The 15,722-nt window shown below is 55.4% G+C and carries 13 protein-coding genes and 1 riboswitch; of the genes, 8 read left to right on the top strand and 5 right to left on the bottom strand.

The genetic code is table 11. The features are described from left to right. The first annotated feature begins 43 nt into the window (after positions 1 to 43). The 3 genes from pyc to ACZ5FM_RS16015 all read left to right on the top strand — a co-directional run bounded on the left by pyc (position 44) and on the right by ACZ5FM_RS16015 (position 5,636). Positions 44 to 3,505: a pyruvate carboxylase gene (gene pyc / locus ACZ5FM_RS16005; protein WP_464039208.1), complete on the top strand. Its 3,462-nt coding sequence runs from the start codon at positions 44 to 46 to the stop codon at positions 3,503 to 3,505. 122 nt (positions 3,506 to 3,627) lie between these two features. Continuing rightward, positions 3,628 to 4,434 carry a DeoR/GlpR family DNA-binding transcription regulator gene (locus ACZ5FM_RS16010; protein WP_464039209.1) on the top strand — a complete coding sequence of 269 codons (807 nt, stop codon included), beginning with the start codon at positions 3,628 to 3,630 and terminating at the stop codon, positions 4,432 to 4,434. Between the two features lie 11 nt (positions 4,435 to 4,445). Beyond that, complete coding sequence (locus tag ACZ5FM_RS16015; protein WP_464039210.1) at positions 4,446 to 5,636, top strand: MFS transporter; 1,191 nt, start codon at positions 4,446 to 4,448, stop codon at positions 5,634 to 5,636. 58 nt (positions 5,637 to 5,694) lie between these two features. Here the strand turns inward: ACZ5FM_RS16015 and ACZ5FM_RS16020 are convergent, their stop codons facing one another. Continuing rightward, on the bottom strand, positions 5,695 to 5,964 hold the full coding sequence (locus tag ACZ5FM_RS16020) for a hypothetical protein (RefSeq protein ID WP_464039211.1): 270 nt from the start codon (positions 5,962 to 5,964) through the stop codon (positions 5,695 to 5,697). Between ACZ5FM_RS16020 and ispG the strand changes: the two genes are divergently transcribed. Both ispG and ACZ5FM_RS16030 read left to right on the top strand, forming a co-directional pair. Continuing rightward, complete coding sequence (ispG, locus tag ACZ5FM_RS16025) at positions 5,951 to 7,201, top strand: flavodoxin-dependent (E)-4-hydroxy-3-methylbut-2-enyl-diphosphate synthase (RefSeq protein ID WP_192490512.1); 1,251 nt, start codon at positions 5,951 to 5,953, stop codon at positions 7,199 to 7,201. The two genes, ACZ5FM_RS16020 and ispG, sit on opposite strands and share 14 nt — an antisense overlap. Before the next feature lie 68 nt (positions 7,202 to 7,269). After that, entirely contained in the window at positions 7,270 to 7,938 is a 669-nt protein-coding gene (locus tag ACZ5FM_RS16030; RefSeq protein WP_259149014.1) for a YiaD family glycine zipper/OmpA-like lipoprotein, read from the top strand. Positions 7,939 to 7,993: 55 nt separating this feature from the next. Here the strand turns inward: ACZ5FM_RS16030 and hisC are convergent, their stop codons facing one another. Together hisC and ACZ5FM_RS16040 are read right to left on the bottom strand one after the other, a co-directional pair. Further along, complete coding sequence (hisC, locus tag ACZ5FM_RS16035; protein WP_259149013.1) at positions 7,994 to 9,058, bottom strand: histidinol-phosphate transaminase; 1,065 nt, start codon at positions 9,056 to 9,058, stop codon at positions 7,994 to 7,996. Between the two features lies 1 nt (position 9,059). Beyond that, on the bottom strand, positions 9,060 to 9,974 hold the full coding sequence (locus ACZ5FM_RS16040) for a polyprenyl synthetase family protein (protein WP_250984203.1): 915 nt from the start codon (positions 9,972 to 9,974) through the stop codon (positions 9,060 to 9,062). Between the two features lie 200 nt (positions 9,975 to 10,174). On the opposite strand from ACZ5FM_RS16040, the gene mtgA reads away from it, so the two are divergent. After that, positions 10,175 to 10,858, top strand: a complete 684-nt coding sequence (gene mtgA, locus ACZ5FM_RS16045; protein WP_464040486.1) for a monofunctional biosynthetic peptidoglycan transglycosylase — start codon at positions 10,175 to 10,177, stop codon at positions 10,856 to 10,858. A gap of 8 nt (positions 10,859 to 10,866) precedes the next feature. Here mtgA and ACZ5FM_RS16050 read toward each other — a convergent pair whose 3' ends face one another. Together ACZ5FM_RS16050 and metA are read right to left on the bottom strand one after the other, a co-directional pair. Beyond that, complete coding sequence (locus ACZ5FM_RS16050) at positions 10,867 to 11,889, bottom strand: aldose epimerase family protein (RefSeq protein WP_250984202.1); 1,023 nt, start codon at positions 11,887 to 11,889, stop codon at positions 10,867 to 10,869. A 74-nt stretch (positions 11,890 to 11,963) separates the two neighbouring features. Then, positions 11,964 to 12,881, bottom strand: coding sequence for a homoserine O-acetyltransferase MetA (metA, locus tag ACZ5FM_RS16055; RefSeq protein ID WP_250984201.1), 918 nt, complete (start codon positions 12,879 to 12,881; stop codon positions 11,964 to 11,966). Between the two features lie 100 nt (positions 12,882 to 12,981). After that, a riboswitch (SAM riboswitch) is annotated at positions 12,982 to 13,058 on the bottom strand. A gap of 89 nt (positions 13,059 to 13,147) precedes the next feature. On the opposite strand from metA, the gene ACZ5FM_RS16060 reads away from it, so the two are divergent. Further along, positions 13,148 to 13,801, top strand: a complete 654-nt coding sequence (locus ACZ5FM_RS16060; RefSeq protein WP_312947150.1) for a thiamine diphosphokinase — start codon at positions 13,148 to 13,150, stop codon at positions 13,799 to 13,801. A gap of 3 nt (positions 13,802 to 13,804) precedes the next feature. Beyond that, complete coding sequence (locus ACZ5FM_RS16065; protein WP_464039212.1) at positions 13,805 to 15,631, top strand: ABC-F family ATP-binding cassette domain-containing protein; 1,827 nt, start codon at positions 13,805 to 13,807, stop codon at positions 15,629 to 15,631. The last annotated feature ends 91 nt before the right edge of the window (positions 15,632 to 15,722 follow it).

Genomic DNA, 15,722 nt, shown 5'->3' on the forward strand with positions numbered 1-15,722 from the left:
CGCTGCAACATATATGCATCCGCGACGATTTTGGGAGACCGTCTTGAAGATATCGAAAATTCTTGTAGCGAACCGATCCGAGATAGCGATCCGTGTATTCCGTGCAGCCAACGAGCTGGGAATAAAAACGGTGGCGATCTGGGCTGAGGAAGACAAACTTTCGCTGCACAGGTTCAAGGCGGATGAAAGCTATCAGGTTGGTCGCGGCCCGCATCTGGCCAAGGATATGGGACCAATCGAAAGCTACCTGTCGATTGATGAAATCATTCGCGTTGCCAAACTCTCCGGCGCCGATGCCATCCATCCAGGTTATGGCCTCCTGTCCGAAAGTCCGGAGTTTGTAGAGGCCTGTAACGTTGCAGGTATCATTTTTATCGGTCCTACCGCCGACACGATGCGCCAGCTTGGCAACAAGGTAGCAGCCCGTAATCTAGCAATTTCGGTTGGCGTACCCGTCGTACCGGCAACCGACCCGCTGCCTGAAGACATGGCCGAGGTCGAGCGTATGGCCGAACAGATCGGTTATCCAGTAATGCTGAAAGCCTCCTGGGGCGGGGGCGGACGCGGCATGCGCGCCATCCGCAAAAAGGAAGATCTGGCGCGTGAGGTTATGGAAGCCAAGCGCGAAGCCAAGGCTGCCTTTGGCAAGGATGAAGTTTATCTGGAGAAGCTGGTCGAGCGTGCACGCCACGTTGAAAGCCAGGTGCTTGGCGATACGCACGGCAATGTCGTGCATCTATTTGAGCGTGATTGTTCCATTCAGCGCCGTAACCAAAAGGTCGTCGAACGCGCGCCTGCCCCTTACCTTTCGGAAGAACAACGTCAGGAACTGGCCAATTACTCGCTGAAAATTGCCGCTGCCACCAATTACATCGGCGCGGGCACCGTCGAGTACCTGATGGATTCCGACACCGGAAAATTCTACTTCATCGAAGTTAACCCGCGCATTCAGGTGGAACACACGGTTACCGAAGTTGTGACCGGTATCGATATCGTCAAGGCGCAGATTCATATTCTCGAAGGTGAAGCGATCGGCACGCCCGAATCCGGCGTACCAAAGCAGGCTGACATTCGTCTCAATGGTCACGCACTGCAGTGCCGTATCACCACCGAAGATCCGGAACACAACTTCATTCCTGACTACGGCCGTATCACCGCCTATCGTTCGGCAGCCGGCTTCGGCATTCGTCTGGATGGCGGCACGGCTTACACCGGCGCTATCATCACCCGTTATTACGACCCGCTGCTGGTCAAGGTAACAGCATCAGGCGGAACACCACAGGAAGCCATCAGCCGCATGGACCGCGCGCTGCGCGAGTTCCGTATTCGCGGCGTTGCAACCAACCTGACCTTCCTTGAAGCCATCATCGGCCATGAAAAGTTCCGCAACAACACCTACACGACACGTTTCATCGACTCGACACCAGAGCTGTTCCAACAGGTCAAACGGCAGGACCGTGCCACCAAACTGTTGACCTATCTGGCTGATGTGACCGTCAACGGCCACCCGGAAACCAAGGGTCGCGCCACACCATCGGACAAAGCTGCCAAGCCGATTGTACCTTACATCGACAAGGCCATTCCCGACGGCACGAAGCAACTGCTGGACAAGCTAGGGCCGAAAGGTTTTGCCGAGTGGATGCGCAATGAAAAGCGCGTTCTCGTCACCGACACCACCATGCGCGATGGCCACCAGTCGCTGCTGGCCACCCGTGTGCGCACCCATGACATTGCCAGCGTTGCCAATGTTTACGCCAAGGCACTGCCGCAACTGCTGTCTCTGGAATGCTGGGGCGGCGCGACATTTGACGTATCGATGCGCTTCCTGACGGAAGATCCTTGGGAACGCCTGTCGCTGATCCGTGAGGGCGCACCGAACCTCTTGCTTCAAATGCTGCTGCGCGGTGCCAATGGCGTTGGTTACAAGAATTACCCGGACAATGTCGTCAAATATTTCGTGCGTCAGGCTGCCAAGGGTGGCGTAGACCTGTTCCGTGTGTTCGACTGCCTCAACTGGGTTGAGAACATGCGCGTCTCGATGGATGCCATAGCCGAAGAAAACAAGCTGTGTGAAGCAACCATCTGCTACACGGGCGATATCCTGAATTCGGCGCGCCCGAAGTATGACCTGAAATATTATACCAACCTTGCAGGCGAACTCGAAAAGGCTGGCGCCCATATTATCGCCGTCAAGGACATGGCCGGCCTGCTGAAGCCAGCAGCCGCAAAGGTTCTGTTTACCGCGCTGCGTGAGGCAACATCCCTGCCAATTCACTTCCATACCCATGACACGTCAGGCATTTCGGCTGCGACCGTTCTTGCCGCTGTCGATGCAGGTGTGGACGCGGTGGATGCAGCCATGGATGCGCTTTCCGGCAACACATCCCAGCCTTGCCTGGGTTCGATTGTCGAAGCCCTCTCCGGCACCGAGCGTGATACCGGCCTTGATCCGGAATGGATCAGACGTATTTCCTTCTATTGGGAAGCGGTACGCGGCCAGTACGCAGCCTTTGAAAGCGACCTTAAGGGACCAGCTTCCGAAGTCTACCTGCACGAAATGCCCGGTGGACAGTTCACAAACCTCAAGGAACAGGCCCGTTCGCTTGGCCTTGAAAGCCGCTGGCACGAAGTGGCGCAGGCTTATGCTGACGCCAACCGCATGTTCGGTGACATCGTCAAGGTAACGCCTTCGTCCAAGGTTGTCGGTGATATGGCCTTGATGATGGTCAGCCAGGATCTAACGGTTGCGGATGTCGAAAACCCTGACAAGGATATCGCGTTCCCTGAGTCTGTTGTCTCCATGCTGAAGGGCGATCTTGGACAATCACCAGGCGGCTGGCCGGAAGGCCTGCAGAAAAAGGCTCTGAAGGGCGACAAGCCCTACACGGTACGTCCCGGTTCACTGCTGGAAGATGCTGATCTGGATGCAGAACGCAAAACCATCGACGCGAAGATCGGTCGCACCGTCAATGACTTCGAATTCGCATCCTATCTGATGTATCCGAAGGTGTTTACGGACTTTGCCTTGGCATCCGAGCAATATGGACCTGTTTCAGTTCTTCCCACCCACGCCTATTTCTACGGCATGGCAGATGGCGAGGAACTGTTTGCCGATATCGAACGCGGCAAGACATTGGTTATCGTTAATCAGGCGATGAGCGGCACCGACGACAAGGGCATGGTCACCGTGTTCTTCGAAATCAACGGTCAGCCACGCCGCATCAAGGTGCCAGATCGTGCCCATGGCGCATCCGGCTCTGCTGTCCGTCGCAAGGCCGAGCCAGCCAATGGCGCACATCTGGGCGCACCAATGCCAGGCGTCATCTCTCGCGTCTTCGTCAACCAGGGCCAGACGATCAAGGCCGGTGATGTATTGCTGTCAATCGAAGCCATGAAGATGGAAACAGCACTGCACGCAGAAAAGGACGGCACAATCGCTGAAGTTCTGGTGCGCGCAGGCGATCAGATCGACGCCAAGGACCTGCTGGTCATCTACGGCGAGTAACAGAATTGCCACTCATGACGCTTCAACATCATGCCCGCTGAAAAGCGGGCATTTTTCTTCTTGCTGTTTTAACTCAATCGATTTATGCGTGTTTTTGCACGTTTATTCACGATTGATAGTCAATGTCCAAAACAGAGCATTTTGTAAGCGAAAGACAGGCCTTCATTCTCTCGGAACTCGAGACGAAAGGTCGTGTCAATGCGCAGGAACTCGCCCAGACCTTCAGCACCTCGGAGGATACCATCCGCCGTGACCTGCGTGAGATGGCCGCCCGCGGTGAATGCGAACGCGTTTATGGCGGTGCGTTAAAGACAACGGGTCTCACCACGCCACTGCAGACACGGCTGACCGAAAAAACCGATCGCAAAGCGCTTCTCGCACAAACGGTCGTCTCCCTGCTCAGCGAGGGGATGGTTGTCTTTATCGATGCCGGCTCGACAAATCTCGCGGTCGCACGTCAGATACCGCAGGATTTGCGTCTGACGGCAATTACCAACACACCCATCATTGCCGCAGAACTTGCCAGTAAATCTGGTGTTGATCTTATTGTGATTGGCGGCAAGGTCGACGCCAATGTCGGCGCCTCCATTGACGCCACGGCCCTGCGGCAGCTGGAACAGGTACGTCCTGATCTGTGTATTCTCGGCGCCTGCGGCATGACTCTGGAACATGGCCTTGCTGCAGACATTTACGAGGATGCGGTTTTCAAGCGCTTGGCATGCCAGGCAAGTGCAAAAATATTGGCCGCCATTACCCGTGAAAAACTTGGCCACAAGGCCGCCTTCAATGTGTGTGATCTCGGTGATCCGCTGTCGCTCATTCTCGAACATCAGGCAGATCAGGTCTTCGCCGATGCGTTGATCGCCCGCGGCATTGAAATTCACATGGCAGCATCCGCTTCATTACAACCCGTAATCCCCAATCCCTGAGGATAACTCCGATGTCTGGCTCTGCCATGAACACCACCTTGCCCGTCCGCACGCCCTATATGACGAAAACACGACTGGCCATTTCTCTGCTGTTCCTGATGAACGGTTTCATGATGGGCTCCTGGGCACCAATGATCCCGGAATTTGCCCATCGACTTTCCTTGAGTGAAAGCCAGCTCGGTCTTGTCATCTTGATGTTCGGCGTAGGATCATTGCTGATGATGCCAGTGGCAGGCGCAAAAATCGCCCGTTACGGCTCCAGAAAAGTGTCACTGACAGCCGCCGTTGCGTTTCTGCCGACCCTTCTGCTGATCACTCTCACCAACAACGTCTGGAGCGGTGTGGCTGCAGTGGTGTTGTTCGGTGGTCTTACGGGCGCCATGGACGTGGCGATGAATGCCAACGCTGTCGCAACAGAGCGCGGCATGCGCCGCTCGATCATGTCGTCTTGCCATGCCTTCTGGAGCCTTGGCGGCTTGCTTGGCGCTGGTCTGGGCGGCTTGCTCATCAAACAAATCGGCGTTTATGGCCATGCAATAACTCTGACGGTGGTCGCCGCAATCCTGCTGACAATCGCATGGCCACGTGTTCTTGCCGATCCTCCGCATCCTGAACAACACCACGAAAAGCTTCGCCTGCCGATGACACCACTACCTTGGATCATTGGTATCATGGCGCTGTTTTCCATGGTGCCGGAAGGTGCGATCCTTGACTGGGGTGCACTTTATCTGCGCAATGAACTTGGCGCTTCGGTCACCGCCTCGGGTTTTGCCTTCGCCGCATTCTCCATGACAATGGCCATCATGCGTTTCGCCGGCGATCTGGTGCGTGACCGGTTTGGTGCCGTAAACACCTTGCGTGTGTGCTCGGTGATCTCGATTATCGGCCTGTTGATTGCCGGCATCGCCACCAACCCGGTTGTCGCTATCGCCGGCTTTGCTATCGCCGGTATCGGTATTTCCAACATGGTGCCAATTGCCTTCTCGGCGGCTGGCAACATGCCGGGCCTCGCACCCGGCATTGGCCTCTCGGTTGTCACGACCATGGGGTATTCCGGTATTCTGGTTGCTCCGTCTGCCATCGGCTTCATTGCCGAGCATATCGGGCTTGGAACAGTATTCATCGGCCTGCCGGTACTGCACGTTATCGTCCTGCTTCTCTCGAGGCTGGCCCGCCACGCAGATGGTGCCAGCGGCCACTGACCGGTTTCCACCGCAGAAAAATGTCCGCCACATCAACTGGCGGACACATCGACACCGTTTAAGACGCCTTTATTATCATAACCTCAATCAAAGATTGCATCGCAGGAAAATCTGCAGCCTGTATGTATTTCATTTTTTGTGATTGATGATAATTCCTGACAATGATCATCAAAGCGCCTGAAATAGGCGACAAATCAGCTCTTCCTGGCGGCAGGTAATGCAACTCAAAGCAAAACGTGATAGGTATAATATTGACAAGGCACGCGCCTTGATCCACCTGAATAGGCGCATTTGTCGCAAGCGTAGAGATAACGATGTCATCACCCACTGATTTTGATCCCAAGCCACGCCGTGCCTCGGTTGCCGTCGATGTGGGGGGCGTCATCGTCGGTGGCGGAGCGCCTGTTGTTGTGCAGTCGATGACCAACACCGACACGGCCGACATTGACGCGACTGTTGCGCAGGTTGCTGCGCTTTATCGCGCTGGCTCTGAAATCGTTCGCATCACCGTTGACCGCGACGAGAGCGCTGCCGCTGTACCGAAAGTACGCGACCGGCTGTTGCGCCTTGGTCTTGATGTACCGCTGGTTGGCGACTTCCATTACATTGGCCACAAACTGCTGGCGGATCATCCCGCCTGTGCGGAAGCGCTTGCAAAATACCGCATCAACCCCGGCAACGTCGGCTTCAAGGACAAAAAGGACAAGCAGTTCGGCGATATCGTCGAAATGGCGATCCGTTATGACAAGCCGGTTCGAATCGGCGTCAACTGGGGGTCTCTCGATCAGGAACTGCTGACCACATTGATGGACAAGAACCAGGCTGAAGGTTTTCCTCTGTCTGCCCGTCAGGTCACCCGCGAAGCCATCGTTCAATCGGCATTGATTTCCGCTGAGCTGGCCGAAGATATTGGCTTGCCACGCAATCGCATCATCCTGTCGGCCAAGGTCAGTCAAGTGCAGGACCTGATTGCCGTCTATTCCATGCTGTCAGAGCGTTCTGACCACGCCCTGCATCTCGGCCTGACCGAAGCGGGCATGGGCTCCAAGGGCATTGTCGCCTCGTCTGCGGCCATGGGTTATGTGCTGCAACACGGCATTGGTGATACGATCCGCGTTTCTCTGACGCCGGAACCCAATGGCGACCGTACCCGTGAAGTGCAGGTTGCGCAGGAACTCCTGCAGGTCATGGGCTTCCGTCAGTTCATTCCTGTTGTTGCGGCGTGTCCTGGCTGTGGTCGCACGACCTCGACGGTGTTCCAGGAACTGGCGCAAAACATCCAGAACGACATCCGAAAAAACATGCCGATCTGGAAGGAAAAATATCCCGGCGTCGAGGGTCTCAACGTTGCGGTCATGGGCTGCATCGTCAACGGCCCGGGCGAAAGCAAACATGCCGATATCGGTATTTCCTTGCCCGGCACCGGTGAAACTCCGGCCGCTCCGGTCTTCATTGATGGTCAGAAAGCCCTGACCTTGCGTGGTCCAGATATTGCAGCAGATTTCGAAGCGCTGGTCATCGACTACATTGAAAAGCGGTTTGGACACAAACACGCAGCAGAATAATCAACACCCGCCGGGATTTTGCCCGATTCGTGGTATTTCAGGTCCATCAATCAAGGAGCCATGATTCGATGATCAAAAAGTTTGCAATCCTTGCGCTTGCCGCAACATTCCTTTCAGCCTGCACCACGACGGACCCCTATACTGGCGAACAGAAGATGTCCAACATGGCAGGCGGCGCCGGTATCGGTGCTGTTGCAGGTGCGCTTGGCGGTCTGGCTGTGGGCGGCGGATCTGGCAAGTCCGGCCGTAATGCCATCCTGCTGGGCGCAGGTATTGGCGCGCTGGCTGGCGGTATGGTCGGCAACTACATGGACAACCAGGAGGCAGAACTGCGTCAGCAGCTTCAGGGCACCGGCGTTTCAGTGACCCGTCGTGGTGACAGCATCGTTCTCAATATGCCATCCAACATCACTTTCGCAACCGATCAAGATCAGGTGATCCCACCGTTCTACGACACACTGAACTCGGTCGCCATTGTTCTGAACAAGTTCAACCGCACGCTGATCGATATCAATGGCCATACCGATTCCACCGGTAGCCTTGCCCATAACCAGGGTCTGTCTGAGCGCCGTGCCGCGTCTGTCGCCAACTACATCGGCGCGCGTGGCGTAGACCAGCGCCGCATTTCGACACTGGGTTACGGCCCGTCGCAGCCGGTGGCATCGAATGCATCGCCAGAAGGCCGCGCGCAGAACCGCCGCGTTGAAGTGCTGATCTCTCCGCTCACCCAGAGTTGATAGAATTCACATACAAACTAATTGAAAAACGCCGCTTTATGCGGCGTTTTTTGTGTCAGACAGATGCAAAAACCTGATCCAGCGCCGTGATCAGTGCCTGGCACTGCTCTTGCGTGCCAATGGAAATACGCAGGAAATCCGAAATACGTGGCTTGTCGAAATGGCGCACCAAAACGGCACGTTCACGCAAAGCAAGAGCAAGTGCCTTGCCCGCCCATCCATCCTTGCGGGCAAAGATGAAATTGGCCTGCGATGGCAAAATATCAAAACCACGTTCGCGCAGTGCCTGTTCCAGCCCCTGGCGATTGTCGATCAGCTTCTGGCGGTGGTCCATGAACCAGACATCGTCCTCGATCGAGGCAACAGCCGCGACCTGCGCCAGCCGGTCGAGCGGATAGGAATTGAAGCTGTCTTTCAAGCGTTCCAATGCGTCGATAAGCGGGCGCTGCGCAATTGCATAACCGACCCGCATCCCAGCCAGCGAACGAGACTTGGAAAAGGTCCTGATAACGATCAGATTGTCATGGTCGCGGACAAGCGGAACGGCCGTTTCACCGCCAAAATCAATATAGGCTTCGTCAATCGCCACCACCTGATCGGCATGGGCGCTGACCAGTTTTTTGATATCGGCAAGCGGCAATCCGATACCGGTCGGCGCATTGGGGTTTGGCAGAATGATCGCACCACATTCACCTTCGTAATCCTCCAGACGGATCTGGAAGTTGTCGTCCAGCGGCACGGTTGTGGTTTTAACGTCGAAAAACCGGCTGTAGGTCGGATAAAAGCTGTAGGTGATGTCAGGGTAAAGCAGCGGCTTGTCATGTTTCAGAAGGCCTGCAAAGATAAATGCCAGAACCTCATCCGAGCCGTTGCCGACAAAAACTTCATCCGGCGACACACCATGATAGGCGGCAATCGTCTCTCTCAGCTTTTTGGCTGAAGGATCAGGATAGAGCCGCAAATCATCCGTCGCAGCATCCTTGATGGCTTCCACGACACGCGGAGAAGGCCCCCACGGGTTTTCATTGGTGTTGAGTTTGACCAGATTGGCGATGGCTGGCTGCTCTCCCGCCACATACGGATGAAGCGATGCAACAATAGGAGACCAGAATTTGCTCATCTCAACTCTTTCTTTCCGCGATAAACCGCGCCGCCGCGGTTAGAATATCGGCACGTTCGCCGTAAGGCTCCAGAAGCTGTGAGGCCTCATCAACCAGTTCACCCAGACGCTGTTCAGCCCACGCCTGCCCACGCAGAGCAACCAATGTACCCTTGCCACGTGCCGCGTCCTTGCCAGTTGCCTTGCCCATGGTTGCGGCATCGGCCGTCAGGTCAAGAAGATCGTCAGCCAACTGGAACGCAAGTCCAACGCGCTCGCCGAAGGTTCTGAGCCGCTGACGTGTCTCGGCATCAGCACCAGCAATGATCGCACCGGCCTCACAGGCAAAACGCAACAACGCGCCGGTTTTCATGGCCTGCAGGGTGATGATACCCTGCTCGTCCGGCGCTTGTTTTTCAGCCGCCAGATCAAACGCCTGCCCACCGGCCATGCCACCGATACCGGCTGCCCGTGCAAGCGCCAGTACAAGAGCCGTTTTGGAAGCGTCCGGCAGCGGAGTTTCTGGTGCTGCAATAATGTCGAATGCGATTGTCAGCAGGCTGTCGCCAGCCAGAATGGCGGTCGCCTCATCAAACTTGCGATGTACTGTTGGCTGTCCGCGGCGCAGATCATCATCGTCCATCGCCGGAAGGTCGTCATGGACAAGAGAATAGCAATGCAGGCATTCCAGCGCCGAGCCTACACGCAAGGCCGCCAGCGCGTTGCCACCCAGCATCTTGCTGCTCTCGATCACCAGAAACGGCCGCAAACGTTTGCCACCATTCAGTACGCCATAACGCATCGCTTCCAGCAGGTTGTCCGGTCTGGTGATTTCATCGCTGCGATGGGCTGGGGAAAGAACGTTATCCAGCAGATTTTCCACCTGCTGCGCGTTTTCACGCAATGCGCGTTCGAATAAGGTTGTTTCTGGCTTCATGGCCGCTCTTTGCCATGAGAAGTTAACACAGGCAATGAAAATCAGGCTTTTTGCAGCATCGGCAAGGCTTGATCGCATCTTGCCAATGTGAAACGGTTCGGCAAACAAAAAGGCACAGGTTTGAAAGATTGGCAGTCGCACCTGAAAACCAGAATGATGACGTTGTACTGTCGCAGGATGACGATGCGCAGGATAGGTCCATGCTGAGGGAACGCAGTCTCCGGCAGCGTCTGGTCATGGCGATCTTAATCTTCCTTGCCCTGCCCTATTTTCTCATTCTGGTTTACGCACTGCCATTCATGCGGCCCGTTTCTACGCTGATGCTTGCCGATCTGGTGGCGTTACAGGGCTATGACCGGCAATGGGTATCGATCGATGACATTTCACCAAATGTTGTTCGGTCCGTCATGATGTCGGAGGACGGCCAGTTCTGTTTCCATGGCGGTGTTGACTGGAAACAGATGAGTGGTGTGATCGAGGGCACATTGCAGGGTGATACCACCCGTGGTGCCAGCACCATTCCCATGCAGACCGCAAAGAACCTGTTCTTGTGGAATGGTCGTTTCTTCGTTCGTAAAATTCTGGAAATTCCATTGGCCATGACCGCCGACTTCGTCTGGTCGAAACGGCGGATGATGGAAATATATCTGAACGTCGCCGAATGGGGACCGGGTATTTACGGCATCGAAGCGGCGGCCCGTTATCACTTCAAGACATCAGCCTCCAAGCTCAGCACCAGACAGGCGGCACTTCTGGCCGTCAGCCTGCCGAACCCAATCGAACGTGTAGCCTCCAAACCGGGACGTGGCACTCAGCGGCTGGCGACGCTCAATGAGCGCCGCGCCCGTGCATCCGGCGGCTATGTCGGATGTGTTCTCGATTGACTGGCTGATCAGCCGCGCGTGAAGATATAATCGGTTTCCTGACGCAGAATCTCGCCTGGACGCAAGATGCCGTTCGGAAAATCGGGATGATTCACTGCATCCGGCCAAATCTGTGTTTCAAGGCAGAAGCCTGCAAAGGCACCGTAATGACGGCCATCGAGACCGGGAACGGCTGTGTTGAGCTTGAAGCCGGAATAGAACTGCACGCCCGGCTCCGTGGTGTGCACCTCAAGTGCAACACCGGAAGCAGGTGCAAACACCCGTGCCACCTTGCGCTTTTCGCGGCGCTCAGGCGACAGGCAGAAATTATGATCGTACAGAACCTGTTCGCCATTGTCCTCACGCTTCATCGGCGTGGATGAGCGCAGGTCAAATGCAGTGCCTTCAACAGCACGAATTTCACCGGTCGGGATCTGCCGTTCATCCGTCGGCAGATAGTGGTGAGCCGCAATCATGATCTCGTGATCGAGTGCGTTGTCAGCACCATCCAGATTGAAGTAGGAATGCTGGCAAATATTGGCGATGGTCGGCTGGTCAGTGGTTGTCTCATAGAGAACCGAAAGCACACCACCTTCACGGATTGTGTAGGTCACGTTTACCGTGCAATTGCCGGGATAACCGGCACGGCCATCGGGATCAATGATCTGCAGCACGACGTGGCTTGGGCCATGTTCCATGATCAGCCAGTTGCTTTTACCGATACCATCACTGCCGCCATGGATATGGGTGACGCCTTTTTCGTTCAGTTCAAGCTGGTATTCTTTGCCGTCAATCGAGAAACGCCCGCTATCGATACGGTTGGAGTTACGGCCGGGCGTTGCACCGAAATAAGAGGAATATTGCGGATAGTCCTCAAACTTATCAAAGCCGAGAACCAACGGTGGCTGATGGCCATCGAGGCGCAAATCCTGAATGACTGCGCCCCAGGTGATAATATTGGCGGTCAAACCGCCTGCCGAAATAATGACGCGCTCCACTTTTTCGCCGGTGGGCGTTACGCCGAAGTTTTCCCGTGTGGCACCATTCGTCATTATATCGACCTCCGTTTGCAAGAATTACGGGCCAGACGTTGCGTCATTTCCCATCGCTTCGCAATCGGCAAATTTCACTTTCCGATTTCGTTCAGATCGTAATAGGTCGTCTGATAGATTTCATTGATCCAGTTGCCGAAAAACAGATGGGCATGGCTGCGCCAACGGTTTTGCGGGGTGATATCAGGATCATTGTGCGGAAAGTAATTATGCGGCACCTTGATCGGAATACCAGCATTCACATCCCGGAAATACTCATCGGAAAGCGATGTGGAATCATATTCCACATGGTTGAACATGTAGAGACGGTTGCCCTTCTTTTCATGCACCAGGCAGACACCCATCTCCTCCGATTCCATCAGGATTTCAAGCTCGGGGTGCTTTTCAATGTCCTCGCGACGGACCTCGGTCCAGCGTGAAACCGGCACCTGGAAATCGTCGGAAAAACCGTTCAGATAGATGGACGACGGGCAAAGATTGCGGTGACGATAAACACCAAACGCCTTTTCCTTGAGCGGATGTTTTGGCACGCCATGGAAATGGTAGATGGCCGCCATCGCGCCCCAGCAGACGTTCAGGGTTGAATGGACATTGGTCTGCGTCCACTCAAAAATCTTCTGCATCTCGTCCCAGTAGGTCACATCCTCGTAAGCAATGGTCTCGACCGGTGCGCCGGTAATGATGAAACCGTCAAACTTGCGATGCTTGACCTCTTCCCAGGTCTCATAGAACGACAAGAGATGCTCTTCAGAGGTGTTCTTGGCACGGTGTCCGCCAATACGCACCAGCGAAAACTCGACCTGCAAAGGGGATGCGCCGACTAGGCGCGCCATCTGGATTTCAGTTTTGATCTTGTTCGGCATGAGGTTCAAAAGCCCGATCTGCAACGGGCGGATATCCTGACGAACAGCCGCCGTTTCGGTCATCACCCGCACACCCTCATTGATGAGGGTTTCAAAAGCAGGCAGCGTATCGGGTATTTTGATGGGCATATTGGAACACTCTCATCCGGCGGGTAACCAAGGCAGACAGCCCGGACAAACCGCACAAAACAAAAAAACCGGCAACGAAATCGCAACCGGTTCTTGGAAAATCCACGTTTCCTCGACCCTTTAGCGACTTCTTTAAAGTGGCTGCAAGCCGGTCGGCAAATCACCACTATGAGATTACATAATCCCGCATGATGCGAAAATCAATATAGCCGCATTTGCGGGCGCTGGCCGTTCCCTTCTGCGAACATTTGGGCTATTGGCGGGGCATGGAAAAAACGGGCTTTACAATTCTGCTGGGCGGCAACCTGTCGGTGACCGAGCGCGTGCGCAAAGCCGCAGACGGAACACGCGTCATCGCAGCCGACAATGGCATGCGCCATGCGCAGCCGCTATCGCTGACACCGGAATTGTGGGTGGGAGATTTTGATTCCACCGACACCACTCTTCTCACCGAATGGCCGGATGTGGAGCGTCACACCTTTCCCGCAAGCAAGGCCGCAACAGATGGCGAGATCGCTGTCTCGCAGGCGATTGAGCGTGGTGCCCAAAGCCTCGTTCTGATTGGCGCACTGGGTGGCGACCGAACCGACCATGCCTTTCAGCACATGCTGAATGCCATCAGCCTTAAGGAAAAAGGTTACGATGTCACCCTTCTATCGGGTGAAGAAGAGGCCTACCCCTTGGTATCCGGTGGCGAGAAAGCACTCGACTTACCCGCCGGTTCGCTGTTTTCCGTTCTCGGTTTCAGCGATCTTGACGGCCTTGACATCGAGAACGCCCGTTATCCGTTGAATGACTATTCGCTGACCTTCGGCACATCCCGCACAATTTCCAACGTTGCGGAAGGTCCGGTGCGCTTCTCCCTGAAAAGCGGTAGAGCCATCATCCTTGCCCGCCCTTATGACATGACTGGAGCCTGAGCCTTGGCGCCTCCCATTTTGAAACTTGACGATATCACGCTGACCTTTGGCGTTACGCCGCTGCTGAACGGTGCCAACCTGCAAGTGGAACCGGGTGACCGTATCTGCCTCGTTGGTCGCAATGGTTCCGGCAAGTCCACGCTGATGAAAATTGCCGCCGGCCTGGTCGAAGCGCAATCGGGCGAGGTTTTCCGTCACCCCTCCTCGACCATCCGTTATCTTGAGCAGGCACCGGATTTCAGCGGTTACGATACCGTACAGGCCTATGCCGAAGAAGGGCTTGGACCGGGCGATGATCCCTATCGGGTGACATATCTGCTTAACCACCTTGGCCTGACGGGACAGGAAGACCCCAAAAGCCTGTCCGGTGGTGAAGCCCGTCGTGCGGCGCTTGCTCGCGTCATGGCACCTGAACCCGACATCCTGATGCTGGACGAGCCGACCAACCATCTGGATCTGCCGACAATCGAATGGCTGGAAGATGAACTGCAGAAAAGCCGCAGCGCACTGGTCCTCATTTCGCACGACCGTCGGTTCCTTGAAAAAGTTTCCAACTCCACTGTATGGCTTGATCGCGGTACTTCGCGTCGCCTCAGCCGCGGCTTTGCCCATTTCGAGGAATGGCGCGACAAGGTGCTGGAAGAGGAAGAACTCGAGCAGCACAAACTCGGCAAGGCGATTGAGCGCGAAGAACACTGGATGCGCTATGGTGTAACCGCCCGTCGCAAACGCAATATGCGCCGCGTCGGCGAACTTCAGGCGATGCGCGCTCAACATCGTGGCCACAAGGGACCGCAAGGTTCCGTGCAGACCACAGCTGTCGATACCCGTGAATCCGGCAAACTGGTGATCGAGGCCGACAGCATTACCAAGTCCTATGGTGATCGCACCATCGTGGCACCCTTCTCACTGCGCGTGCATCGTGGCGACTGTATTGGTCTGGTTGGGCCAAACGGAGCAGGCAAGACCACGCTTTTGAAAATGCTGACCGGACAGCTGCAACCAGATAGCGGCACGGTCAAACTTGGCACCAATCTCGACATCGCCACGCTCGATCAGAAGCGTGAAGAACTGAACCCGAATGACACGCTAGCGCACTATCTGACCGACGGACGTGGTGAAAACCTGCTGGTCAATGGCGAACTGAAGCACGTGACCGGCTATATGAAGGATTTTCTGTTCCAGCCGGAACAGGCCCGCACACCGATCAGGAATCTCTCCGGTGGTGAACGTGCTCGTTTGATGCTGGCGCGTATTCTCGCCCGCCCCACCAACCTCCTCATTCTCGACGAACCCACCAACGACCTCGATATTGAGACGCTTGATCTGTTGCAGGAAGTGGTCGCCGGATTTGTCGGCACCGTCATTCTCGTCAGCCACGACCGCGACTTCCTCGACAGAACAGTGACCTCGACCATTGCGCCGGCCAATCCCGATGCGCCAGATGGCCGCTGGATCGAATATGCCGGCGGTTATTCCGACATGATGGCGCAGCGCAAGGGCGCGGCCGAGGAAAAGCGCAAGGCGGAAAAGCAGGAAAAGGCAAGAAGCACCTCCTCTTCAACTGCGTCGGATGATGCACCAAAGGCCAAGGGTAAATTGTCCTTCAAGCAGAAGTTCGCTCTGGAGAACCTGCCCAAGGAAATGGAAAAGGCCCAGATCGAAATCGCCAAGCGCGAAGAAAAGATGGCCGATCCCAACCTCTTCACCAAAGACCCCGCAGCTTTTGGCAAGCTTGCCGACGAAATGGAAAAGCTGCGACACAAGCTGGTCACTATGGAAGAAGAGTGGTTGGAGCTTGAAATGCTGCGCGAGGAACTGGAAGGCTAAATTCCTTCCACCATATCGGAACCTCTGTTCTTCATCCGTCTTTGACAGGGAAGCGATTTTACGTTTTCCTTGGCAAAGATGGAGGAGTTCA

The sequence above is a fragment of the Agrobacterium sp. 5Ca50 genome (genome assembly GCF_055381905.1).

What these genes read in the sequence shown, in the direction of transcription:
- hisC (WP_259149013.1), bottom strand. Translation starts at nt 9,058, where the DNA reads ATGAGCAAATTCTGGTCTCCTATTGTTGCATCGCTTCATCCGTATGTG.
- ACZ5FM_RS16030 (WP_259149014.1), top strand. Translation starts at nt 7,270, where the DNA reads ATGATCAAAAAGTTTGCAATCCTTGCGCTTGCCGCAACATTCCTTTCA.
- ACZ5FM_RS16015 (WP_464039210.1), top strand. Translation starts at nt 4,446, where the DNA reads ATGTCTGGCTCTGCCATGAACACCACCTTGCCCGTCCGCACGCCCTAT.
- metA (WP_250984201.1), bottom strand. Translation starts at nt 12,881, where the DNA reads ATGCCCATCAAAATACCCGATACGCTGCCTGCTTTTGAAACCCTCATC.
- ACZ5FM_RS16060 (WP_312947150.1), top strand. Translation starts at nt 13,148, where the DNA reads ATGGAAAAAACGGGCTTTACAATTCTGCTGGGCGGCAACCTGTCGGTG.
- ispG (WP_192490512.1), top strand. Translation starts at nt 5,951, where the DNA reads ATGTCATCACCCACTGATTTTGATCCCAAGCCACGCCGTGCCTCGGTT.
- ACZ5FM_RS16040 (WP_250984203.1), bottom strand. Translation starts at nt 9,974, where the DNA reads ATGAAGCCAGAAACAACCTTATTCGAACGCGCATTGCGTGAAAACGCG.
- ACZ5FM_RS16010 (WP_464039209.1), top strand. Translation starts at nt 3,628, where the DNA reads ATGTCCAAAACAGAGCATTTTGTAAGCGAAAGACAGGCCTTCATTCTC.
- mtgA (WP_464040486.1), top strand. Translation starts at nt 10,175, where the DNA reads ATGCTGAGGGAACGCAGTCTCCGGCAGCGTCTGGTCATGGCGATCTTA.
- ACZ5FM_RS16050 (WP_250984202.1), bottom strand. Translation starts at nt 11,889, where the DNA reads ATGACGAATGGTGCCACACGGGAAAACTTCGGCGTAACGCCCACCGGC.